The sequence below is a fragment of the Pseudomonas sp. NY15181 genome (genome assembly GCF_048068055.1).
Classification (GTDB): Bacteria; Pseudomonadota; Gammaproteobacteria; order Pseudomonadales; family Pseudomonadaceae; genus Pseudomonas.
The window spans coordinates 48,839-71,051 of the sequence record NZ_JBLUPT010000017.1; the positions used below are offsets into that span (position 1 = coordinate 48,839).

A 22,213-nucleotide genomic window follows, 5' to 3' on the forward strand; every position below is an offset into this window, starting at 1 on the left:
GAATCATTGCCCGCTTCATGCGGTACGTCGTGATAACAAGGAGAAGACGATGTTGCGAGCGGTAAGGGGAGGGCTGCTGTTCGGCCTGCTGGGGAGCGTCGCTGTGCCGGCGCTGGCGGACTATGTCACGGTGATTTCCTTTGGCGGCGCCAACAAGGAAGCCCAGGAAGCGGCCTTCTACAAACCTTTCAAGACGGCCACCGACAATGCGGTCGTGCACGGCTCCTACAACGGCGACCTGGCCAAGCTCAAACGCATGGTCGAGATCAGCCACGTGTCCTGGGATGTGGTGGAAGTCGAGGCCCCCGAACTCGCCCGCGGCTGCGAGGAAGGGCTGTTCATGAAGCTCGACGCCAAGACTGTGGGCAATGCCGCCGACTTCGTCCCCGGCGCGGTGCAGCCCTGTGGTGTCGGCATCTTCGTTTGGACCACCCTGCTGGCCTACAACCAGAGCAAGCTGCAGGGCACGCCCGGCAGCTGGGCGGATTTCTGGGACACGAAGAAATTCCCCGGCAAGCGCGGCCTGCGCTGGGGCGCCAAGTACAGCCTGGAATTCGCCCTGATGGCCGACGGTGTCGCGCCCAAGGACGTCTACAAGGTGCTGGCCACCGAAGAAGGCGTCGACCGGGCTTTCCGCAAGCTGGATGAGCTCAAGCCGAACATCGCCTGGTGGAAGTCCGGCCAGGACCCGGTGCGCGACTTGGCCGACGGCACCGTGGTGATGAGCTCCGCCTACAACGGGCGGATCGCCGCCGCGCAGGGCGAGAACAAAGGCTTCCGCATGGTCTGGGCCGGCGGCATCTACGACTTCGACTTCTGGGCGCTGCCTTCGGGTGTGTTCAAGAAGGAGTTGGCCGAGCAGTTCGTCCACTTCGCCAGCCAGCCGCCGCAGCAGAAAGCCTTCGCCGAGAACATTGCCTACGGCCCGACCAACCGCAAGGCCGTGGAACTGCTGGCACCGGACGTCGCCGCCAACCTGCCCACCGCGCCGCAGAACATCGCCAACGCCGTGGGCATGAACGTGGCGTTCTGGGCCGAGCACGGCGATGCCCTGGAGAAGCGCTTCCAGGCCTGGGCCAAGCGCTGAGGAAGAGGTTGCCGGCCCGTCGCCGGCCGGCAACTCATATCCCCATGCTTTGTAGGGATCGCCCTACAAAGCATCCTCTCTAAGCCTTATAGCAATCTCTCATACCGCCCGATTTGCGCGCGGGTCCAGCTTCTCTAGGCTTGAGACCAACGGCATTTACAAAAAAACAAAGGTGCGGTTATGGCCGAGAATCAGGCAAACGATGTGCTGGTAAGCTTCCGTGGCGTACAGAAGAGCTACGACGGCGAATCCCTCATCGTGAAGGACCTCAATCTGGACATTCGCAAAGGCGAATTCCTGACACTGCTGGGGCCTTCCGGTTCCGGCAAGACCACCAGCCTGATGATGCTGGCCGGTTTCGAAACCCCCACCGCCGGTGAAATCCAGCTCGCCGGGCGCGCCATCAACAACGTCCCCCCGCACAAGCGCGACATCGGCATGGTGTTCCAGAACTATGCCCTGTTCCCGCACATGACCGTGGCCGAGAACCTGGCCTTCCCGCTGTCCGTGCGCGGCATGAGCAAGACCGACGTCACCGAGCGCGTGAAACGCGCCCTGTCGATGGTCCAACTCGACTCCTTCGCCGGTCGTTATCCCGCCCAGCTTTCCGGTGGCCAGCAGCAGCGCGTGGCCCTGGCCCGCGCGCTGGTCTTCGAGCCGCAACTGGTGCTGATGGACGAACCCCTGGGTGCGCTCGACAAGCAGCTGCGCGAGCACATGCAGATGGAGATCAAGCACATCCACCAGCGCCTGGGCGTAACCGTGGTCTACGTGACCCACGACCAGGGCGAAGCGCTGACCATGTCCGACCGCGTGGCCGTGTTCCACCAGGGAGAGATCCAGCAGATCGCCCCGCCGGCCGAGCTCTACGAGCATCCGCGCAACTCCTTCGTGGCGAACTTCATCGGTGAGAACAACCGCATCGCCGGCCAGCTCCAGGCACGCGATGGCGACCGCTGCACCGTGGGCCTGGCCCGTGGCGAAAAGGTCGAGGCGCTGGCGGTCAACGTCGGCAACGTCGGTGACACCGTCAGCCTGTCGATCCGCCCCGAGCGCGTACGCCTGAACGGCCACAGCGAGAACTGCGTGAACCGCTTCTCCGGCCGCGTCGCCGAGTTCATCTACCTGGGCGACCACGTGCGCATCCGCCTGGAGGTGTGCGGCCGTACCGATTTCTTCGTCAAGCAGCCGATCGCCGAGCTCGATCCCGCGCTGGGTGTTGGCGATGTAGTACCGCTGGGGTGGGCCGTCGAGCACGTCCGCGCGCTCGATCCGCTGCCGGCGGCGTGACACCAAGGCCCGGCCACTCCCGGGCCTGATGCATCCAAGAAAAACAAACCTGCACACTGTGGAGACAACAATAATGTCGAAGTCCCTGAAAGCAGCGGGCTTGAAGCTCGCGGCACTGAGCGTCGGTCTGGCCTGCGCGGCCCAGTCGATGGCCGCTACCGACCTGACCGTGGTGTCCTTCGGCGGCGCCAACAAGAACGCCCAGGTGAAGGCGTTCTACGAGCCCTACCAGAAGAGCACCGGCGACAAGATCGTCGCCGGCGAATACAACGGCGAGATGGCCAAGGTGAAGGCCATGGTCGACACCAACAGCGTCTCCTGGGACCTGGTTGAAGTCGAATCGCCGGAACTGGCCCGCGGCTGTGACGAAGGCCTGTTCGAAACCATCGACCCGGCCATCCTCGGCAAGGCCGACGACTACGTGCCGGGCGCCGTGAGCAACTGCGGCGTCGGCTTCTTCGTCTGGTCCACCGTCCTGGCCTACAACGCCGACAAGCTCAAGACCGCTCCGACCAGCTGGGCCGACTTCTGGGACACCAAGAAATTCCCGGGCAAGCGCGGCCTGCGCAAGGGCGCCAAGTACACCCTGGAATTCGCCCTGATGGCCGACGGCGTCGCGCCCAAGGACGTCTACAAGGTACTGGCCACCAAGGAAGGCCAGGATCGCGCCTTCAAGAAACTCGACGAGATCAAGCCGAGCATCCAGTGGTGGGAAGCCGGCGCCCAGCCGCCGCAGTACCTCGCTTCCGGCGACGTGGTCATGAGCTCCGCCTACAACGGCCGCATCGCCGCCGTGCAGAAGGAGAGCAACCTGAAGATCGTCTGGAACGGCGGCATCTACGATTTCGACGCCTGGGCCATCCCGAAGGGCGCCAAGAAAGTCGAAGAGAGCCTCAAGTTCATCGCCTTCTCAGTCAAGCCCGAGCAGCAGAAGATCTACGCCGAGAACATCGCCTACGGTCCGGTGAACAAGAACACCGTGCCGCTGCTGGGCAAGGAGCTGCTGCACAACATGCCGACCACCCCGGAAAACATGCAGGGTCAGGTAGGCATGGACGTGACCTTCTGGGCTGACTACGGCGAGCAGCTGGAACAGCGCTTCAACGCCTGGGCCGCTAAATAAGTAGCAGTGCCAAACCGCCACGGCCGCCCGGACCGTGGCGGACCGGAACCGCCGCTCCCCCTCGCGGCGGCTCCTCCTGACACCACACCTTGGCCGCTCCTGAGGCGGCCTGTTTTACCGGAGTTCGCTATGGCCACCGCTGTGTCCCTGAACGAGGTCGCCGGCACCACCACCCTCAAGCAGCGCCTGGCGCGCGCGGAGCGGATGAACCGTTTGAAGTCCCAGGCACTGATCCTGCCCCTGCTGGTCTTCCTCCTGCTGACCTTCCTGGTGCCCATCGTGGCGCTGCTCTACAAGAGCGTGAACAACCCCGAGGTGGTCGGCGCGCTGCCGCTCACCGTCAACGCCATTTCCGAGTGGGACGGCAAGTCGCTGCCTTCGGATGCGGTGTACAAGGCGCTGAGCGAAGACCTGGTCGCCGCGCGCAAGAACCAGACCATCGGTGACCTCTCCAAGCGCCTGAACATGGAACTGGCCGGCTACCGCAGCCTGCTGTCCAAGACCGCCCGCGCGCTGCCGTTCAAGGAGCAGCCGGCGTCGTACAAGGACGCGATGGAAGGCCTCGACGAGCGCTGGGGCGACCCGGCCTACTGGCAGGCGATCCGTCGCAACGCCAGCCACGTCACCCCCTATTACCTGCTGGCGGCGCTGGATCACCGCATCGACGATCTGGGCGAAATCGCCCGCGCCACGCCTGACCAGGCGATCTACCTGGACATCTTCGCCCGCACCTTCTGGATGGGCGCGGTGATCACCGTGATCTGCCTGCTGCTGGCCTACCCGCTGGCGTACCTGCTGGCCATCCTGCCGACGCGCAAGTCCAACCTGCTGATGATCCTCGTTCTGCTGCCGTTCTGGACCTCGATCCTGGTGCGCGTCGCCGCGTGGATCGTGCTGCTGCAGTCGGGCGGCCTGATCAACGGCGCGCTGCTGAAGATGGGCCTGATCGACCAGCCGCTGCAGCTGGTGTTCAACCGCACCGGCGTGTACATCTCCATGGTGCACATCATGCTGCCGTTCATGATCCTGCCGATCTACAGCGTGATGAAGGGCATCTCGCCCAGCTACATGCGTGCCGCCATCTCCCTGGGCTGCCACCCGTTCGCCAGCTTCTGGAAGGTGTACTTCCCGCAGACCGTGGCCGGCGTCGGCGCAGGCTGCCTGCTGGTGTTCATCCTGTCGATCGGCTACTACATCACCCCGGCGCTGCTGGGCAGCCCGAACGACCAGATGGTCAGCTACTTCGTCGCCTTCTACACCAACACCACCATCAACTGGGGCATGGCCACGGCCCTGGGCGGCCTGCTGCTGTTCGCCACCCTGGTGCTCTACGTGATCTATGGCTGGCTGGTGGGCGCAAGCCGCCTGCGTCTGGGCTGAGGAGAATAAGAAGATGCTGAGTCCTTACATGTCCCCGGTCGAGCGCGTGTGGTTCTACACCCTGCGCATCCTCTGCGGCCTGGTCCTGCTGTTCCTGGTGCTGCCGGTGCTGGTGATCGTGCCGCTGTCCTTCAACTCCGGCACCTTCCTGGTCTACCCGCTGCAGGGCTTCTCCCTGCGCTGGTACGCCGACTTCTTCAACTCCGCCGAGTGGATGCGTTCGCTGACCAACAGCATGATCGTCGCCCCGGCGGCCACCGTGCTGGCCATGGTCTTCGGCACCCTGGCGTCGATCGGCCTGACCCGCGGCGAGTTCCGCGGCAAGGCCCTGGTGATGAGCCTGGTGATCTCGCCGATGGTGGTGCCGGTGGTGATCATCGGTGTGGCCAGCTACCTGTTCTTCGCGCCTTTGGGTTTGGGCAATAGCTATATCTCGCTGATTATCGTCCACGCGGTGCTCGGTGTGCCGTTCGTCATCATCACCGTGTCGGCGACCCTGCAGGGCTTCAACTACAACCTGGTGCGCGCCGCCGCCAGCCTGGGCGCGCCGCCGGTGCTGACCTTCTTCAAGGTCACCCTGCCGCTGATCGCCCCCGGGGTGATCTCCGGCGCGCTGTTCGCCTTCGCCACCTCCTTTGACGAAGTGGTGGTGACCCTGTTCCTCGCCGGCCCCGAGCAGGCCACCCTGCCGCGCCAGATGTTCAGCGGCATCCGCGAGAACCTCAGCCCGACCATCGCCGCCGCGGCGACCCTGCTGATCGGTTTCTCCGTCCTGCTCCTGCTGACCCTCGAGTGGCTGCGCGGCCGCAGCGAGAAGATGCGGACCGCGCCGACTGCCTGATTCACAGTGTTTCGCGGACGGTACCGTCGCCGTGCTCACCCACGGCGGCGGGATCGATCCGCGATCTTTTTCTCCGCTTTCCCGCACCATTCTCCGCACTTTCCGTATCGGCCATCGGTCCAATCCCCTTCGAGTCGCCCGAGCGGCTACAATGCGCGCCATCGTGATTTCGCCCACAGAGGTGCGCCATGCAACCCTACGCCATCGCTCCGTCGATCCTGTCCGCCGACTTCGCCCGCCTGGGTGAGGATGTGGACAAGGTGCTCGCTGCCGGCGCCGACATCGTCCACTTCGACGTGATGGACAACCACTACGTGCCGAATCTCACCATCGGCCCGATGGTCTGCACGGCCCTGCGCAAGTACGGCGTCACCGCGCCCATCGACGTGCACCTGATGGTTTCCCCGGTGGACCGCATCATCGGCGACTTCATCGAGGCCGGCGCCACCTACATCACCTTCCACCCGGAAGCCTCGCAGCACATCGACCGCTCCCTGCAACTGATCAAGGACGGCGGCTGCAAGGCCGGCCTGGTGTTCAACCCGGCCACCTCGCTGGATGCGCTCAAGTACGTGATGGACAAGATCGACATGGTCCTGCTGATGAGCGTGAACCCCGGCTTCGGCGGGCAGAAGTTCATCCCCGGCACCCTCGACAAGCTGCGCGAAGCCCGCGCGCTGATCGACGCGTCCGGCCGCGACATCCGCCTGGAGATCGACGGCGGGGTGAACGTGAAGAACATCCGCGAGATCGCCGAAGCGGGCGCCGACACCTTCGTCGCCGGCTCCGCCATCTTCAACGCACCGGACTACGCCGAGGTCATCCGCGCCATGCATGCCGAGCTTGCGCAGGCGCGCAAGTGATGAGCGCTGCGCAACCGTTGTTCGCCGGGCACCTGCCGCGTCTGGTGATGTTCGACCTGGACGGCACCCTGGTGGACTCGGTCCCGGACCTGGCCGCCGCGGTAGACAAGATGCTGCTGGCGCTCGGTCGCCAGCCGGCCGGCCTCGATTCCGTGCGCCACTGGGTCGGCAACGGCGCCCGCGTGCTGGTGCGCCGTGCCCTGGCCGGCAGCATCGAGCATGAAGGCGTCAGCGAGGAAGACACCGAGCGCGCTCTGGAACTCTTCATGGAAGCCTACGCCGACAGCCACGCACTCACCGTGGTCTATCCCGGCGTGGTGGACACCCTGAAGTGGCTGAAGAAGCAGGACGTGGAGCTTGCGCTGATCACCAACAAGCCCGAGCGCTTCGTCGGCCCGCTGCTGGACGAGATGAAGCTGGGCAAGTTCTTCCGCTGGATCATCGGCGGCGACACCCTGCCGCAGCAGAAACCCGACCCCGCCGCGCTGCTGTTCGTGATGAAGATGGCCGGCGTGTCGGCGGACGATGCCCTGTTCGTCGGCGATTCGCGCAACGACATCCTCGCCGCCAAGGCCGCCGGCGTACGCAGCGTGGGCCTGACCTACGGCTACAACCACGGCCGCCCGATCACCGAGGAAGCCCCGAGCGTGGTGGTGGACGACCTGCGCCATCTGCTGCCTTGCTTCGACTCGGGCAACGCGATAGTGTTGCCCGACTCCGCCTCCAAACCCGCTCAGCGAGACAGCACCGTGGAAACGGCTCCCCACACACTCTGGATGAAAGTCATCAAGGCCCTGGCCCGCTGGCGCTGGCGCGCCTGACATCCTTTGGCCGGTACGCCCGGCGCGTGTGTGCAAACAAGACCGTTACCCCCTCAGAGCCCGTTTACTATCTGCTGCGCGTCGGCGGCACTGCGTTGAAATCGCTTTCGAGATGCTCATTTACTGCGTGTAAACTCCGCTCTCTCAAGCGATTTCGCCTTGTTCCGCTCTAGCTCGCGAGATCCTAAACAGGCTCTTATTCCACGAGGCTGATCATGACCCGCGAAGAATTCCAGCGCCTGGCCGCCGAAGGCTACAACCGCATTCCGCTGACCTGCGAAACCCTCGCCGACTTCGACACCCCGCTGTCGATCTACCTGAAGCTGGCCGACGGCCCCAACACCTACCTGCTCGAATCCGTGCAGGGCGGCGAGAAGTGGGGGCGCTACTCCATCATCGGCCTGCCCAGCCGCACCGTGCTGCGCGTGTACGGCCACCAGGCGAGCATCAAGGTCGACGGCGTCGAGACCGAGAGCTTCGAGTGCGCCGATCCGCTGGCCTTCGTCGAGGAGTTCAAGGACCGTTACCGCGTGCCGACCATCGCCGGTCTGCCGCGCTTCAACGGCGGACTGGTCGGCTACTTCGGCTATGACTGCGTGCGCTACGTCGAGCAGCGCCTGGCGCAGTGCCCGAACCCCGATCCGCTGAACAACCCTGACATCCTGCTGATGGTTTCCGACGCGGTGGTGGTCTTCGACAACCTCGCCGGCAAGATGCACGCGATCGTCCTCGCCGACCCGGCGCAGGCCGACGCCTACGACCAGGGCCTGGCCCAGCTGGAAGAATTGCTGGAGCGCCTGCGCCAGCCGATCACCCCGCGCCGTGGCCTGGATTTCAGCGCGGTGAACGCGCCGGAGCCGCAGTTCCGCGCCAGCTTCACCCGCGAGGACTACGAGCGCGCCGTCGGCACCATCAAGGAATACATCCTGGCCGGCGACTGCATGCAGGTCGTACCGTCGCAGCGGATGTCCATCGACTTCGCCGCTGCGCCCATCGACCTGTACCGCGCGCTGCGTTGCTTCAACCCGACGCCGTACATGTACTTCTTCAACTTCGGCGACTTCCACGTCGTCGGCAGCTCGCCGGAAGTGCTGGTGCGCGTCGAGGACGGCGAAGTCACCGTGCGCCCCATCGCCGGCACCCGCCCGCGCGGCGCTACCGAAGAAGCGGACCGCGCGCTGGAAGAAGACCTGCTGTCCGACGCCAAGGAAATCGCCGAGCACCTGATGCTCATCGACCTGGGCCGCAACGATGTCGGCCGCGTGTCCGACACCGGCACGGTGAAGGTCACCGAGCAGATGGTGATCGAGCGCTACTCCAACGTCATGCACATCGTTTCCAACGTCAACGGCCAGCTCAAGCCGGAGCTTTCCGCGATGGACGCCCTGCGCGCCATCCTGCCGGCCGGCACCCTGTCCGGCGCGCCGAAGATCCGCGCCATGGAAATCATCGACGAGCTGGAGCCGGTCAAGCGCGGTGTCTACGGCGGCGCCGTGGGTTACCTCGCGTGGAACGGCAACATGGACACTGCCATCGCCATCCGCACCGCGGTGATCAAGAACGGCGAACTCCACGTCCAGGCCGGCGGCGGCATCGTTGCCGACTCGGTGCCGGCGGCGGAGTGGGAAGAGACCATCAACAAGCGCCGCGCGATGTTCCGCGCCGTGGCGCTGGCCGAGCACACCGCCAAGGTGCATGGCCGCGACTGAGTCGATGACTCGATGAAAAAGCCCCGCTTCGGCGGGGCTTTTTTATTGGGCTCGAACTGCTCGACATCGGTTTCATGCCACCCGCTAATGCAGGACTTTCCGCTCGCCCCGGACTGCTCCCTCTCCCTCAGGAGCGGGGCGCGCAGCCAGGGTTGGGGTGAGGGAGAATCCTTGCGCGGAAGCATCATGGAATGAGGCTCCTACAGGGGAACTGCCTGCAGGTTTGCTTTCCGGCGGGCGAGAGCCGCATCGGCCTGCTGCGAACGCTCTTCCACGTAAGCCGCCAGGTGATCCACCGCCACGTACTGCATCGCCTTGTGGCTGTCGTCCAGCGTGGTCACTGGCAGGGCGATGCGCCCGCAGGACAGCGCCTTGCTGAAGTTCTCCCGATTCAGGTTGCGGAACCAGCGCTCGCGCACCTGCTCCAGCGGCACCAGGACGTCCCCGAAGATCTGGTAGACCAGGCTCACCGTCTCCGGACGCGGGGCGGGGCGAATATCGGCGGTCGACTGCATGGGACTCTCCTGTTCCTATGGTTGTGGCGACAGAGGAAATATAGCAAAGGTTGTATTTGTCTTCAATCGACGCGCAAAGAAAACCCCGCTGAAGCGGGGTTTGTGATGTTTATCGCACCAGGGTCGGCGCACGGCGATGACGCACCGTGGACCACCAGAACACCCAGCCGATCATGCGGATCTGTCCGCTGTCGAACTGCTCCGGCGGGTACTCCTCGTCGGGGTATTCGTCGCGGTTGAAGCTGCGCAGCCGGATGCCGCCGCCGGGCAGCCGGTAGACGAACTTCACCCGCAGCATGCCCTCGTGTTCCAGGGCGTAGATCTCGCCATCGGTGATGTGCGTGGTGGCCGTGTCGATGCCGATGGTGGAGCCATCCATGATCAGCGGTTCCATGCTGTTGCCGGTGAGCTGGGCGCAGATCGCCGCCGCCGGATCGACCCCCGCGGCGCGCAGCGTGGCGTAGGAGAAACGCAGCTTGCGCCCCTCTATCTCGCGCACTGCGGTGCGGCCGGCGCCGGCCGCCAGTTCCACTTCCTTGTACAGGCGTAGTTCCACTTCGTCCTCGTCCAGTGGCGTGTCGCTATCCCACGGGTGCAGCGGTTCCAGTCGCAGCGGGCTGCCATCGGCTGGCCGCACTACCGGTGCGCTGGCGCCTGCCGTCGACGAGCCTTCGCCGGTGGCCAGCCAGGTCGGCGAGACGCCCAGCGCACTGGCGATCTCGATCAGCTTGCGCGTGCTCTGCGCCTTGCCCGAGGTCAGCTTGTGGATGGTGTTCTGCGAGACCCCGGCGGCTTCGGCCAGGGTTTCCTGCTTGAGGTTGCGCGAGGCCATCGCCTGCTTCAGACGGTCGGCCAGCGTCGATGAGGGTGTCTTGTCCATGGCCGGCACTCTACCTCCTGGGTTGTAGGCTGTAAATAGCTTTGGTGTTGACTAAATATAGCTATGGTTGTAATCATAAAAACCAGCAGCCCTCCGTGCAGATGAGAAACCGGCATGGGCTGACGGGAAGCAACGGCTTCCCCACCGCTGCGGCAAGGATGCCGCAGGTTGCCTGCAGACCGTGATGCGCGGAGCAGCTGGAGGACGCGGGCGGGCCAGGGAGGCGCCGCCCGCGTACCGGCAAGGGACGCTGCCGCGAAGGGTTGGCGTCCGCGACGAACAGATCGCGACTGACCACCCCAGGCGGCCGAAGGCTCGGCGACCACGGAGGGCACGTCGCCAGGAGGACCTTCATGAACCAGCACCATTACTGCACCTTGCAGCCCTCTATCTCCGTCGATACGGAGGTGCGCCATGGCTGATATCGCCGACTACGCCAACGACCTGGTGCTCGACCGCATCGAGGGCCTGCTGCACAGCCGCCGCTCGGCGGTGGCTGTCAGATCCGCCGAGTACTGCGAGGACTGCGGCGACGACATCCCACCGGCGCGCCGCCTTGCCGCACCGGGCTGCACCCGCTGCATCGACTGCCAGGCAATGGACGAACTGGAGCGGCGGCACTGAGCTGCCTTAGGAGAAGCGCCGTGATCAAACCCATCGACGAAATGCTCAAGCTCTGGGCCGAAGAGATGCACAACCCTGGCAGCGCCGGTGGTGGTTATGCCGGCGGCAACCTGCTGGCAATGATGATCGCCAACAAGGGCGAGATGGTGCGCGGCACGCGGGGTAGCCGGGTGATCCTCGACCGCGTTGCCGAGTTGGACCTGATCATCAACCAGTTGCCCGACGAGCAGAAGGACGTGGTCACCGAGCATTACCTCAACCGCGACAGCGAGGCCTCGCAGAAGTACCGGCACTGCCGCTGCAGTCGCAACACCTTCTACCTGCGCCTGCATGTGGCGCATCAGAGCATCCAGTCGCGGCTGATGCGCCGCGTCGCCTGATCCTTTCCCTTCTTCATCCGAAGCCCGGCCTTGCGCCGGGCTTCGTGCTTTCCGCGGGCGGCATTGAGCTATGCTCGCGCCCCATGACCACCTCTATCCTCATTCGCCGTGCCGAACCCGCCGATGCCGATGCCATCCAGCGCATCCTCGGCGAAACCTACGAAGCCACCTGGAAGCCCGAGCTCACCGCAGAAGCCGTCGCGCGCTTCGAGTCTTCCGCGCATACCGCCGCCTATGTGCGCGAGCGCCTGACGTTCTTTCGCGTCGCCTGCCTCGGTGGCGAGGTCGTCGGCCTGCTCGACTGGCGCGACGACTTCATCGACTCATTGCATGTTTCACCACGACAGCAACGCATGGGGATTGGCGTGGCACTGCTGCGCCATGCAGAAGATGAAATCGCCAGGGCGGGGCATCGGCAAGTCCGCCTGGAGACTGACACTTTCAACCGCCAGGCGCGTGCCTTCTACGGCAAGCACGGTTACGCGGAGGTCGATTTCTACCCCGACGAGGAATGGCACAGCGGCTTCACCACGGTACTGATGAGCAAGGCACTCTGAATATTCGAAAACCGATTTCGGTGTTTCGGCCACACATTGCTGGTGGGTTCACCTCGGTATCGCGATCCAGGGTGATCACGCGTCCGGCCACCGCCGAAATACGCCCACCGATCTCGCGCCCCGCCAGCATCGAATCGGCCACCGGAATGATGTAGCCCGGCAGCGGAATGCGACCTTCGGCGCCCGTAGTGAAGGTGACGGTGCGATCCAACTGGTTGGTCAGTACCGCCCACTGGCCACGACGTATGGCTTCCGATTCCCGGGTACAGCCGATGGCGCTGATCTCTACCGGGCGGTCGCCATAGCGCAGCGCCAACGCATCATCGGCGAAGGCCGCCACGTCCGTGTCGTAGTTGTTCGCCGGGTTGTCGTAACTCACCAGCGCGCGGGTGTAGCGGTTGTGCGCCGAACCACCGGCGTAGCTGACCAGCAATCGCAACTGACACAGTACGCTAAGGTTACCGCGCAGCAGGCCACGCAGATCACCAGTCTGCAAACGGATATCGGTGGGCTCAACTCAACGATACAGACGGTGAAGACAACGGGAGAGGGCACGGCGACCAAGCTGTCCAGCGTCTCGGCGCGTGCCGAGAACGCCCATGCGCGCATCGATTCCGAGCAGACTGCGCGCGTCAATGCTGACAGTGCATTGGGCCAGCGGATCGACAGCGTACTGGCCACGGTCAACAACCACACTGCGCTGATCTCCAACGAGCAGACCGTCCGCGCTAATATCGATGGCAGTCTGAGCCAGCGCATCGAGACGGCGCAGGCTACCGCTAACAACGCGTCATCGAGTGTGCAGGTAACCAGTCAGGCGCTGGCCGGTACCAACGGTAAATTGTCCGCGATGTGGTCGGCAAAGGTGGCCGTTACAAGTTGGGGGCAACAGTACCTTGCTGGTATTGGCGTGGGCGTGGAGAACACGCCCAATGGCATGCAGCCCAGTGTTTACGTAATGGCTGACCGGTTTGCGGTGCTGAACAGCGTTAACAACAACCCGCAAGTGCCGTTTTCGGTGGTTAATGGGCAGACGTTCATTAACGAAGCGTTCATTAAGAATGCTTCGATCTCCAATGCAAAAATTCAGGATGCCTCGATCTCCAGCGCCAAGATTCAGAATGCCGCCATCACGACAGCGCAAATCCAGGAAGCGCAGATAGACACCCTGCGTATCGCGGGCCAAGCGGTGACTGTGCCGGTGGGTGGGCACGGCTGGGGGCGGATACCTGACGCCTATATCCACATGAGCCATAGAGGCACTGTCATGGTTATTGTGAGTGCGAACGCACTTGCGCGTCCTGGTGACTTTAGCGTGGCGGAGATGATCTTGGGTGCGACTCTAAACGGCATGGTTGGGCCGGAAACTGGAATATCGATCTATAAGGGCTATTCGAGCAGTGCGGTTGCGATCGCAAGATTCGATGTGGAGGCTGGTACTTACCATTGTTCTGGGACATGTCGGATCAGGCTGGGCGGCCGAGACATAGGAAGTACGGGGCTAGTGGTATTGGGAGTTAAACGATGAACATCCATCAGGTTGTGGTTTACGACCGCGCTACCGGGGTAGTGACGTTCTGCGGCACCACCTACGAGCCGGAACGCCTGGCTGATGATGACAGAGAGGTGCTGCTTGGAGCGGCGGGTCAGCCAGGGCTCGATTATGTGGTCGGCGATCAGGTGTTGCCTCGGCCACCCATGCTGATCCAATGGGATGATATGACGCTACGGGGCGTTCCGGCCGGCGCCATTGTTTCGATAGAGGACGCGACCTATACCGCGGATGGGGAAGATATCGAGCTGGAATTTCCATTGCCCGGTACCTACTTCGTAACCGTTGCACTGCTACCCTACCTGGATTGGGTGGATCAGATAGAGGTTCAGCCATGAAGATCGCCCATCGCAGTAATTACAGTGCGCGCCGGGCAGAGGCTTACCCGCCCATTGGCGACCAGCTCGATGCCATCAGGCAATTGGCCGAGACCTTGCAAACTGTTGTGCCGCTGTCGAGTGAAGTCGAGCAATGGTTGGCGGAGTTGCAAAGAGTCAAGCAGCGCTTTCCTAAGCCTTAATAACCCCAAGCCCCGCATTGCGGGGCTATTTTTTTCGGAGCTGCACATGTCACTGAGTGAAATGCAGTTTATACGTTTGTTTCCCGGCGCTGCTCGACAGGCCGGAGTCCTTGTTCCCGCACTCAACAAGGCCATGGCATGTTTCGCCATTGATACAGCTGAGCGGCAGGCCGCGTTTCTCGCGCAGACCGGACATGAGTGTGGCGGCTTCTCGCTCTTGCTGGAGAACCTGGCATACAGCGCACAGCGATTGGCCGTGGTTTGGCCGAGGCGTTTTCGCAGCGCCGATGGATCGCCCACGGCACTGGCGCGGGAGATTGCCTACCAGCCCGAGCGTATTGCCAACATTGTCTACGCCGGCCGTAACGGCAATGGCGATGAGGCTTCCGGTGATGGTTGGCGTTACCGTGGGCGTGGGGCTTTGCAGATTACTGGGCGCCTGAACTACGGGGCAGTTGCGAAAGGGTTGGGACAGTGCTTTCTGGAGAACCCGCAACTGCTGGCAGAGCCGTTCTGGGCATGCCAGTCGGGCGCCTGGTGGTGGCGCCAGCACGGCCTCAATGAGCTGGCCGACGATGGGCGTTTTGCGGATATTACCCGGCGCATCAATGGCGGGCTCAATGGCCTGGAGCAACGCACACAGCTTTGGCGCAGAGCACAGGCAATCCTGCAGGAGCGGATGGCGTTGGCCCTGTGAGCCCCAATTGCGCGCCCTCCAGGAGTGCCGCTGAACCTTCCTACCTTCGTCGGCAGGGGCGCCGTGCGTATTGCGCTGGCGCCCGGCCTTGGGCTACTGTTCGGCCATCGCTAGGCGAGACCGCAACCGTGATCCACCGCAGCCGCATCATCACTTCCCTCCTCAAGGCATTCGCCCGTTGGCGCTGGCGCGCCTGATTCCTTCTTTCCCGGCATAGCGCCGGTCTCTTCTTACGCGTCCATTTCTCCCATCCGCTGGCATAATTGCCAGATTCGCGCAGCCCGCAGGGCCGCATCGGGTGTCGACGATGGCGCGATCCGAAAGCAGTGCAATCATGAGGTTCGAGCAGACATGCTGCTGATGATCGATAACTACGATTCCTTTACCTACAACCTGGTGCAGTACTTTGCCGAGTTGAAGGCCGACATCCACGTCATTCGCAATGACGAACTGAGCGTCGACGAGATCGCCGCGCTTAATCCCGAACGCATCGTCCTGTCTCCCGGCCCGTGTACGCCGAACGAGGCGGGCGTTTCCCTGGCCGTCATCGAGCGCTTCGCCGGCAAGCTGCCGCTGCTGGGCGTGTGCCTGGGCCACCAGTCCATCGGCCAGGCCTTCGGCGGTGATGTGGTGCGCGCGCGCCAGGTCATGCACGGCAAGGTCAGCCCGGTGTTCCACAAGGACCAGGGCGTGTTCGCCGGCCTGAACAATCCGCTGACCCAGACCCGCTACCACTCCCTGGTGGTCAAGCGCGAGACGCTGCCCGAGTGCCTGGAAATCACCGCCTGGACGGCGCTGGAAGACGGCTCGGTCGACGAGATCATGGGCCTGCGCCACAAGACGCTGAACGTCGAGGGCGTGCAGTTCCACCCTGAGTCGATCCTCTCCGAACAGGGCCACGAAATGCTGGCCAACTTCCTCAAGCAGACCGGCGGGGTGCGCGCATGAACATCAAGGAAGCCCTCAACCGCGTGGTCAACCAGCTGGACCTGACCACCGAGGAAATGCAGGACGTCATGCGCGAGATCATGACCGGGCAGTGCACCGACGCGCAGATCGGCGCCTTCCTCATGGGCATGCGCATGAAGAGCGAGACCATCGACGAGATCGTCGGCGCCGTCGCGGTGATGCGCGAGCTGGCCGACCAGGTCGAGTTGGACAGCCTCAAGCACGTGGTCGACGTGGTCGGCACCGGCGGCGATGGCGCCAACATCTTCAACGTGTCCTCGGCGGCGGCCTTCGTGGTCGCGGCGGCCGGCGGCAAGGTGGCCAAGCACGGCAACCGTGCGGTGTCCGGCAAGAGCGGCAGCGCCGACCTGCTGGAAGCCGCCGGCATCTACCTGGACCTGAAGCCCGTGCAGGTGAAGCGCTGCATCGAGACCGTCGGCGTAGGCTTCATGTTCGCCCAGGTCCACCACAAGGCCATGAAGCACGCCGCCGCGCCGCGCCGCGAGCTCGGCCTGCGTACCCTGTTCAACATGCTCGGCCCGCTGACCAACCCGGCGGGCGTGAAGCACCAGGTGGTCGGCGTGTTCAGTCAGGCGCTGTGCCGCCCGCTGGCCGAGGTGCTCAAGCGCCTGGGCAGCGAGCACATCCTGGTGGTGCATTCGCGCGATGGCCTGGATGAGTTCAGCCTCGCCGCGCCGACCCATATCGCCGAACTGAAAGACGGCGTAGTCACCGAATACGAAGTGCAGCCGGAAGATTTCGGCATCAAGAGCCAGAGCCTGATCGGCCTGACCGTCGACAGCCCGCAGCAGTCACTGGAGCTGATTCGCGACGCTCTGGGTCGGCGCAAGACCGAAGCCGGGCAGAAGGCCGCCGAGCTGATCGTGCTCAACGCCGGCGCCGCGCTCTATGCCGCGGACCTGGCCACCAGCCTGCACGAAGGCATGCAATTGGCCCACGACGCCCTGCACACGGGGCTGGCGCGGGAGAAGATGGAAGAGCTGGCGGCCTTCACCGCCGTTTACCGAGAGGAGAACGCACAGTGAGTGTGCCGACGGTTCTGCAGAAGATCCTGGCCCGCAAGGCCGAAGAAGTCGCCGAACGCCGCACCCGCGTGAGCATTGCCGAGCTGGAGCAGCTGGCGCGTGCAGCGGACGCCCCGCGTGGCTTCGCCAACGCACTGCTGGAGCGCGCCAAGCGCCGTGAGCCGGCGGTCATCGCCGAGGTGAAGAAGGCCTCGCCGAGCAAGGGTATCCTGCGCGAGAACTTCGATCCGGCCGATATTGCCCGCAGCTACGAAGAGGGTGGCGCCGCCTGCCTGTCCGTGCTGACCGATATCGACTTCTTCCTGGGTAGCGATGCCTACCTCAAGGAAGCCCGCGCAGCCTGCAAGCTGCCGGTGATCCGCAAGGATTTCATGATTGATCCGTACCAGGTGGTGGAGGCCCGCGCCATCGGCGCCGACTGCATCCTGCTGATCGTCTCGGCGCTGGATGACGTGCGCATGGCCGAGCTGGCCTCGGTGGCCAAGGACGTCGGCCTCGACGTCCTGGTGGAAGTGCACGACGCCCCGGAACTGGAGCGCGCACTGAAGACTCTGGACACTCCGCTGGTCGGCATCAACAACCGCAACCTGCACACCTTCGAAGTGAGCCTGGAGACCACCCTCGACCTGCTGCCGGAAATCCCGCGCGATCGCATGGTGATCACCGAGAGTGGCATCCTCAATCGCGCCGACGTCGAGCTGATGGAAGTCAGCGATGTGTTCGGCTTCCTGGTTGGTGAAGCCTTCATGCGCGCCGAGGAGCCGGGCACCGAGCTCAAGCGCCTATTCTTCCCCGAGCACAGCAAGGTCAAGCTGGGCGCCGATCCGGACTGACCTTCTTTGCAGACACAAAAAAGCCGGCGATTGCCGGCTTTTTTGCGTTCCGGGGGCGCTTCAGCGAGTGCCGAAGACCACCATGGTCTTGCCCTTCACGTGCACCAGACCCTGTTCTTCCAGGCTCTTGAGCACGCGGCCGACCATCTCGCGGGAGCAGCCGACAATGCGGCCGATTTCCTGACGGGTGATCTTGATCTGCATGCCGTCCGGGTGGGTCATGGCGTCCGGCTGCTGGCACAGGTCCAGCAGAGTGCGGGCGACACGGCCGGTCACGTCGAGGAAGGCCAGGTCACCGACCTTGCGGGTGGTCTTGCGCAGGCGATCGGCCATCTGGCTGCCGAGGGTGAAGAGAATCTCCGGATCCTGCTGGCTCAGTTCGCGGAATTTCGCGTAGCTGATCTCGGCGACTTCGCATTCGGTCTTGGCGCGAATCCAGGCGCTGCGTTCCTGGCCTGTGCTGCCTTCCTTCTCGAAGAGCCCCATCTCCCCGAAGAAGTCGCCGGTGTTGAGGTACCCGATGATCATCTCGCGGCCATCATCGTCCTCGATCAGTACGGTCACCGAGCCCTTGATGATGAAGAACAGGCTCTCGCAGCGGTCCCCGGCGTAGATGATGGTGCTCTTGGCGGTGAAGCGGCGGCGGTGACAGTGCGCGAGCAGCTTGTCGAGGTTCTTGATTTTGGGTGTGAGGGTAATAGCTACCATGCCCGAGTCCCGGAAAGTAAAAGAGTGGCCTTTGCACAACAGGCGTCTAATGATTTTTTATTCAGTAAAGAATGGCGCCGTGTGTCCCTGGCTCGATCCCCCTCGATCCCCAGGGCGGCAAGATTGCCCCTTGGTGCAATGACTTGCCTGTACGTAATCGGGCAAGAGATTAACAGACGACGTGTTACCAACAATGGGAAAACCGGAACATTCGTCAGGGCAATTTCCGAGAGTGTGCCAGTAAAATGGCGCCAGCTTAAGCGATAAATGACTGTGATCCTCACCGAATTGCGACGCAGCTAACAGCCGGCGTCTCCGCTGGGCGCTCGAAAGGGCTGTGATAAGCTGGCGCCCCTTTTTTCGGCGGAGTTCTTCTCAATGAAAGCGCGTATCCAGTGGGCTGGCGAAGCCATGTTTCTCGGTGAGTCCGGCAGCGGCCACGTGGTGGTGATGGACGGCCCGCCGGATGCCGGTGGCCGCAACCTGGGCGTGCGTCCTATGGAGATGCTGCTGCTCGGCCTGGGCGGCTGCACCAACTTCGACGTGGTGAGCATCCTGAAGAAGGGCCGCCAGCCGGTGGAAAGCTGCGAAGCCTTCCTCGAAGCCGAGCGCGCCACCGAGGACCCCAAGGTGTTCACCAAGATTCACGTGCACTTCGTGGTCAAGGGCCGTGGTCTGAAGGAAGCGCAGGTCAAGCGCGCGGTCGAACTGTCGGCCGAGAAGTACTGCTCCGCCTCGATCATGCTGGGTCGCGCTGGCGTCGAGATCACCCATGACTACGAGATCGTCGAGCTGGGCTGACGGCCAGGTTCATCCTTTCATCATCAAGGGTGCGCAAACTGTGGCAGAGGTCGCTTGACCTCTGCATAATGCGCCACCTTTTTTCAGGGCCCCCGGCCCGAAACCAAGCAACCACAATCGCCATCGCGAAGAGGTGTAAACCGTCCTACGCAGGTGCGCCGTACGCATCTGACGGGCATGCTCAACCACGCGGCAGAGCCGCATTGAAGAGAGTTCCCACGGTGAAAAGCAAACTCAAGCTCCACGGGTTCAACAACCTGACGAAGACCTTGAGCTTCAACATCTATGACATCTGCTATGCCGAGACGCCTGAAGACCAGCAGGCCTACGTGCAGTACATCGACGAAGAGTACGACGCTGAACGTCTCACGCAGATCCTCACCGATGTTGTCGACATCATTGGCGCAAACATCCTGAACATCGCCCGTCAGGACTATGACCCGCAAGGCGCCAGCGTGACCATCCTGATCTCCGAGCAGCCGGTCACCCCGACCGACAGCCAGATCGAGGAATCCCCGGGGCCGCTACCGGAAACCATCCTGGCGCACCTCGACAAGAGCCATATCACCGTGCACACCTATCCGGAGATCCATCCGGTGGAAGGCATCGCGACCTTCCGGGTGGACATCGATGTGTCGACCTGCGGCGTCATCTCGCCGCTCAAGGCGCTCAACTACCTGATCCACCAGTTCGACTCGGACATCGTCACCGTGGATTACCGCGTGCGCGGCTTCACCCGTGACGTGGAAGGCAAGAAGCACTTCATCGACCACGAGATCAACTCGATCCAGAACTATCTCTCCGACGACACGTACGAGGCCTATCAGATGACCGACGTGAACGTGTACCAGGAGAACATGTTCCACACCAAGATGCTGCTCAAGGAATTCGACCTGGACAATTACCTGTTCGGCGATGCGACCCGCAACCTGTCGCCCGAGCAGCGCAAGCAGGTGGAAGAGCGTGTGCGTCACGAGATGCTGGAGATCTTCTACGCGCGCAACATGCCGCGCTGATCAGCATGCACGACGAAAAAGGGCGCCCACGGGCGCCCTTTTTCATGGGCGGCGATCAGTCCTCGTCCACCTCGCGACCAGCACCCACTGCACGCCCTCGGTGCACGGCGGGGTCGTCAGCGACCCGTTGTAGAAGAGGTGATGGCTGGCGCTGGGCACCAGGCGAGCAAGGTTCGGCGCGAATTTTGCGGGCAGCTCGGTTTTTTTGCCTTCCTCCTTCGGCAACTGCTTCAGCAGGTGTGCCAGCTCCTGATTCTCTCGGCCTTCCTTGATCATCAGACCGAGTACCAGCAGGTGCCCATCCTTGTCCTGGTTCACCAGGTGCATCTCCATCGGATAGGCCTGGTGATTGAACTGGTGCTCGCTGGGGGTATGGAAGTGGAACTGCAGCAGGCGGTACTCGTCGCCCTTGAAGGTCAGCGAGTCACCGTCGGCCACGGTGGCCTGGATAGTGTGGCCATTGTTGATCAGCTTCAGCGGCTGCTTGCCGTAGTGCAGTTTCAGGTCCTCGGCGCTGACCTTGTGCATCTGCGCTTGCGAGGTCTCGATGTCGATGGGCGATTGCTGCGTGCCGCTGGCGCACAGCGCGCTGCCCAGTTCACCCCAGTGTGCCGGGCCCTGGTCGCCGGCGTAGGTCCAGTGGGCGTCGGCGGCGTGGGCAGCGGCAAATGTCAGGCAAAGCGGGGCGAGCAGAACGGAAAAGCGGGTGATGAAACGCATGGAAGCTCCGGTTCGGGGAAAGAACCGGAGCAGAATCCACGGGGAACGTGTGGTGCGGAAGGTGGGGAAAACGGCTTAGGAAAACTTCCCGTGCGCGAAGGAAAAGGCTGTCCGGGCGGTGATGCGGGCCGCCCGGAGGGACGGTTCAGATCCGGTAGGTGGACTTGGTCATCACCTTCGACAGCAGGGTCATGCCGAACTTCACCGGCGCCGGGAAGCGCAGGCCGCCGGCCTCGATGGCGCTGGTGGCGTGCTGTTCTTCATCGACACGCATCTGTTCGAGGATGGCGCGGGACTTCTGGTCTTCGGCGGGAAGCTCGGTCAGGTGCTCGTCAAGGTGCTTGCACACCTGGTCCTCGGTGGCGGCGACGAAGCCGAGGCTGACGCGGTCGCTGATCAGGCCGGCGGCGGCGCCGACGCCGAACGACAGGCCATAGAACAGCGGGTTCAGCAGGCTCGGCCGGCTGCCCAGTTCGCGGATGCGCTGTTCGCACCAGGCCAGGTGGTCGACTTCCTCGTCGGCGGCGGCTTCCATGGCCTTGCGCACTTGCGGCAGCCTGGCGGTCAGCGCCTGGCCCTGGTAGAGCGCCTGGGCGCAGACTTCACCGGTGTGGTTGATACGCATCAGGCCGGCGACATGGCGGGCATCGGTTTCGCTGAGCTCGGCGTCCGGCTGGACGATGGCAGGCGAAGGACGCCCCGGATGACCGCTGAACGGCAGTAAGGTGCGCAAGGCGGCATCGGCCTGCAGCAGGAAGCGGTCAGCGGGGGAGTAGTGACGGTCGGCGGACATGGCGCACCTCCGGAAGGAACATTCGCCCGGCAGTTTACCGGATGGCGGATGACAGGTCTTGTCGTGGTGCGCGCGAAGCGTCCGCTAGCCGTCCGTCAACCCGGCGGCCAGTGCATCTGGCGCTGGCCGAGCACGTGCATGTGAATGTGATGCACGGTCTGACCGCCCAGGTCGTTGCAGTTCATCACCACGCGGAAGCCTTCGTCGCAGGCCAGTTCCTTCGCCAGGCGCTGGGCGGTGAAGAGGATATGGCCGGCCAGCGGCTTGTCCGCTTCCTGCAGGTCATTGAGGGTAGCGATGTGCCTCTTCGGGACCACCAGGAAGTGCACCGGCGCCTGTGGGCCGATGTCGTGGAAGGCGATCACCTGGTCATCTTCATAAAGCTTGCGCGCGGGAATTTCCCCGGCGACGATCTTGCAGAACAAACAGTCCACGGACGTTCCTCCGATCTGGTTGGGTGGAACAGGAGTTTAGCGGCCGTGACCCGCACCGCCCAGATTCCCGGCGGT

The 22,213-nt window shown here is 63.5% G+C and carries 26 protein-coding genes and 1 pseudogene; 20 read left to right on the forward strand and 7 right to left on the reverse strand.

The genetic code is table 11. From position 1 onward, the window contains the following. Nucleotides 1-49 precede the first annotated feature (49 nt). The 8 genes from ACNFBT_RS26260 (at nucleotide 50) to trpE (ending at nucleotide 9,114) form a co-directional block, all read left to right on the forward strand. Entirely contained in the window at nucleotides 50-1,087 is a 1,038-nt protein-coding gene (locus tag ACNFBT_RS26260) for an ABC transporter substrate-binding protein (RefSeq protein WP_416753659.1), read from the forward strand. Nucleotides 1,088-1,267: 180 nt separating this feature from the next. After that, nucleotides 1,268-2,377, forward strand: a complete 1,110-nt coding sequence (locus ACNFBT_RS26265; protein ID WP_416753661.1) for an ABC transporter ATP-binding protein — start codon at nucleotides 1,268-1,270, stop codon at nucleotides 2,375-2,377. Between the two features lie 73 nt (nucleotides 2,378-2,450). Further along, nucleotides 2,451-3,500 carry an ABC transporter substrate-binding protein gene (locus ACNFBT_RS26270; RefSeq protein ID WP_416753662.1) on the forward strand — a complete coding sequence of 350 codons (1,050 nt, stop codon included), beginning with the start codon at nucleotides 2,451-2,453 and terminating at the stop codon, nucleotides 3,498-3,500. Nucleotides 3,501-3,629: 129 nt separating this feature from the next. Next, nucleotides 3,630-4,880, forward strand: coding sequence for an ABC transporter permease (locus tag ACNFBT_RS26275; protein ID WP_416753663.1), 1,251 nt, complete (start codon nucleotides 3,630-3,632; stop codon nucleotides 4,878-4,880). 13 nt (nucleotides 4,881-4,893) lie between these two features. Beyond that, nucleotides 4,894-5,721, forward strand: coding sequence for an ABC transporter permease (locus ACNFBT_RS26280; protein ID WP_416753664.1), 828 nt, complete (start codon nucleotides 4,894-4,896; stop codon nucleotides 5,719-5,721). A 188-nt stretch (nucleotides 5,722-5,909) separates the two neighbouring features. Then, nucleotides 5,910-6,584 carry a ribulose-phosphate 3-epimerase gene (rpe, locus tag ACNFBT_RS26285; protein WP_015475282.1) on the forward strand — a complete coding sequence of 225 codons (675 nt, stop codon included), beginning with the start codon at nucleotides 5,910-5,912 and terminating at the stop codon, nucleotides 6,582-6,584. Next, entirely contained in the window at nucleotides 6,584-7,405 is an 822-nt protein-coding gene (locus tag ACNFBT_RS26290) for a phosphoglycolate phosphatase (RefSeq protein ID WP_416753665.1), read from the forward strand. Before rpe ends, ACNFBT_RS26290 begins: the two co-directional genes overlap by 1 nt. 215 nt (nucleotides 7,406-7,620) lie before the next feature. Further along, nucleotides 7,621-9,114, forward strand: a complete 1,494-nt coding sequence (trpE, locus tag ACNFBT_RS26295) for an anthranilate synthase component I (RefSeq protein WP_416753667.1) — start codon at nucleotides 7,621-7,623, stop codon at nucleotides 9,112-9,114. 200 nt (nucleotides 9,115-9,314) lie between these two features. Here the strand turns inward: trpE and ACNFBT_RS26300 are convergent, their stop codons facing one another. Beyond that, complete coding sequence (locus ACNFBT_RS26300) at nucleotides 9,315-9,629, reverse strand: pyocin activator PrtN family protein (protein WP_416753669.1); 315 nt, start codon at nucleotides 9,627-9,629, stop codon at nucleotides 9,315-9,317. Nucleotides 9,630-9,738: 109 nt separating this feature from the next. Further along, nucleotides 9,739-10,509, reverse strand: coding sequence for an XRE family transcriptional regulator (locus ACNFBT_RS26305; RefSeq protein ID WP_416753671.1), 771 nt, complete (start codon nucleotides 10,507-10,509; stop codon nucleotides 9,739-9,741). A 414-nt stretch (nucleotides 10,510-10,923) separates the two neighbouring features. Here ACNFBT_RS26305 and ACNFBT_RS26310 point away from each other — a divergent pair, with 414 nt between their 5' ends. The 3 genes from ACNFBT_RS26310 to ACNFBT_RS26320 all read left to right on the forward strand — a co-directional run bounded on the left by ACNFBT_RS26310 (nucleotide 10,924) and on the right by ACNFBT_RS26320 (nucleotide 12,070). Beyond that, nucleotides 10,924-11,133, forward strand: coding sequence for a TraR/DksA C4-type zinc finger protein (locus tag ACNFBT_RS26310; RefSeq protein WP_416753673.1), 210 nt, complete (start codon nucleotides 10,924-10,926; stop codon nucleotides 11,131-11,133). 20 nt (nucleotides 11,134-11,153) lie between these two features. Then, nucleotides 11,154-11,513 carry a hypothetical protein gene (locus tag ACNFBT_RS26315; protein ID WP_416753675.1) on the forward strand — a complete coding sequence of 120 codons (360 nt, stop codon included), beginning with the start codon at nucleotides 11,154-11,156 and terminating at the stop codon, nucleotides 11,511-11,513. An 83-nt stretch (nucleotides 11,514-11,596) separates the two neighbouring features. Then, nucleotides 11,597-12,070, forward strand: a complete 474-nt coding sequence (locus ACNFBT_RS26320) for a GNAT family N-acetyltransferase (protein WP_416753676.1) — start codon at nucleotides 11,597-11,599, stop codon at nucleotides 12,068-12,070. Nucleotides 12,071-12,122: 52 nt separating this feature from the next. On the opposite strand, the pseudogene ACNFBT_RS26325 reads toward ACNFBT_RS26320, so the two are convergent. Continuing rightward, a pseudogene (locus tag ACNFBT_RS26325) lies at nucleotides 12,123-12,473 on the reverse strand (phage tail protein); the annotation flags it as partial. Nucleotides 12,474-12,869: 396 nt separating this feature from the next. On the opposite strand from ACNFBT_RS26325, the gene ACNFBT_RS26330 reads away from it, so the two are divergent. The 7 genes from ACNFBT_RS26330 to trpC all read left to right on the forward strand — a co-directional run bounded on the left by ACNFBT_RS26330 (nucleotide 12,870) and on the right by trpC (nucleotide 17,666). Next, nucleotides 12,870-13,598, forward strand: coding sequence for a DUF1983 domain-containing protein (locus ACNFBT_RS26330; protein ID WP_416753711.1), 729 nt, complete (start codon nucleotides 12,870-12,872; stop codon nucleotides 13,596-13,598). Continuing rightward, entirely contained in the window at nucleotides 13,595-13,960 is a 366-nt protein-coding gene (locus tag ACNFBT_RS26335; RefSeq protein WP_416753678.1) for a hypothetical protein, read from the forward strand. Before ACNFBT_RS26330 ends, ACNFBT_RS26335 begins: the two co-directional genes overlap by 4 nt. Next, a complete protein-coding gene (locus ACNFBT_RS26340; protein WP_416753680.1) occupies nucleotides 13,957-14,142 on the forward strand; it encodes a hypothetical protein in 186 nt (61 codons plus the stop codon). The genes ACNFBT_RS26335 and ACNFBT_RS26340 overlap by 4 nt, the downstream gene beginning before the upstream one ends. A gap of 46 nt (nucleotides 14,143-14,188) precedes the next feature. Further along, on the forward strand, nucleotides 14,189-14,839 hold the full coding sequence (locus ACNFBT_RS26345; protein ID WP_416753682.1) for a glycoside hydrolase family 19 protein: 651 nt from the start codon (nucleotides 14,189-14,191) through the stop codon (nucleotides 14,837-14,839). A gap of 351 nt (nucleotides 14,840-15,190) precedes the next feature. Next, a complete protein-coding gene (locus tag ACNFBT_RS26350; RefSeq protein WP_416753683.1) occupies nucleotides 15,191-15,787 on the forward strand; it encodes an aminodeoxychorismate/anthranilate synthase component II in 597 nt (198 codons plus the stop codon). Further along, the gene (trpD, locus tag ACNFBT_RS26355; RefSeq protein WP_416753685.1) at nucleotides 15,784-16,833 is read left to right on the forward strand and encodes an anthranilate phosphoribosyltransferase; all 1,050 of its coding nucleotides are present in this window, start codon (nucleotides 15,784-15,786) and stop codon (nucleotides 16,831-16,833) included. Before ACNFBT_RS26350 ends, trpD begins: the two co-directional genes overlap by 4 nt. Beyond that, nucleotides 16,830-17,666, forward strand: coding sequence for an indole-3-glycerol phosphate synthase TrpC (trpC, locus tag ACNFBT_RS26360; RefSeq protein ID WP_416753686.1), 837 nt, complete (start codon nucleotides 16,830-16,832; stop codon nucleotides 17,664-17,666). Before trpD ends, trpC begins: the two co-directional genes overlap by 4 nt. A 60-nt stretch (nucleotides 17,667-17,726) precedes the next feature. On the opposite strand, the gene crp is transcribed toward trpC, so the two are convergent. Further along, nucleotides 17,727-18,374 (reverse strand): cAMP-activated global transcriptional regulator CRP, encoded by a 648-nt coding sequence (crp, locus tag ACNFBT_RS26365; protein WP_024763566.1) that lies wholly within the window; start codon nucleotides 18,372-18,374, stop codon nucleotides 17,727-17,729. 378 nt (nucleotides 18,375-18,752) lie between these two features. On the opposite strand from crp, the gene ACNFBT_RS26370 reads away from it, so the two are divergent. Together ACNFBT_RS26370 and speD are read left to right on the forward strand one after the other, a co-directional pair. Then, the gene (locus tag ACNFBT_RS26370; protein ID WP_275609961.1) at nucleotides 18,753-19,175 is read left to right on the forward strand and encodes an OsmC family protein; all 423 of its coding nucleotides are present in this window, start codon (nucleotides 18,753-18,755) and stop codon (nucleotides 19,173-19,175) included. A gap of 221 nt (nucleotides 19,176-19,396) precedes the next feature. After that, the gene (speD, locus tag ACNFBT_RS26375; RefSeq protein WP_207887532.1) at nucleotides 19,397-20,191 is read left to right on the forward strand and encodes an adenosylmethionine decarboxylase; all 795 of its coding nucleotides are present in this window, start codon (nucleotides 19,397-19,399) and stop codon (nucleotides 20,189-20,191) included. 42 nt (nucleotides 20,192-20,233) lie between these two features. Here speD and ACNFBT_RS26380 read toward each other — a convergent pair whose 3' ends face one another. The 3 genes from ACNFBT_RS26380 to ACNFBT_RS26390 form a co-directional block, all read right to left on the reverse strand. Continuing rightward, entirely contained in the window at nucleotides 20,234-20,911 is a 678-nt protein-coding gene (locus ACNFBT_RS26380) for a carbonic anhydrase (protein ID WP_416753689.1), read from the reverse strand. Between the two features lie 145 nt (nucleotides 20,912-21,056). Then, nucleotides 21,057-21,704 carry a 2-polyprenyl-3-methyl-6-methoxy-1,4-benzoquinone monooxygenase gene (gene coq7, locus ACNFBT_RS26385; protein WP_416753691.1) on the reverse strand — a complete coding sequence of 216 codons (648 nt, stop codon included), beginning with the start codon at nucleotides 21,702-21,704 and terminating at the stop codon, nucleotides 21,057-21,059. A 95-nt stretch (nucleotides 21,705-21,799) separates the two neighbouring features. Further along, a complete protein-coding gene (locus ACNFBT_RS26390; RefSeq protein WP_152219864.1) occupies nucleotides 21,800-22,138 on the reverse strand; it encodes a histidine triad nucleotide-binding protein in 339 nt (112 codons plus the stop codon). Nucleotides 22,139-22,213: the final 75 nt, after the last annotated feature.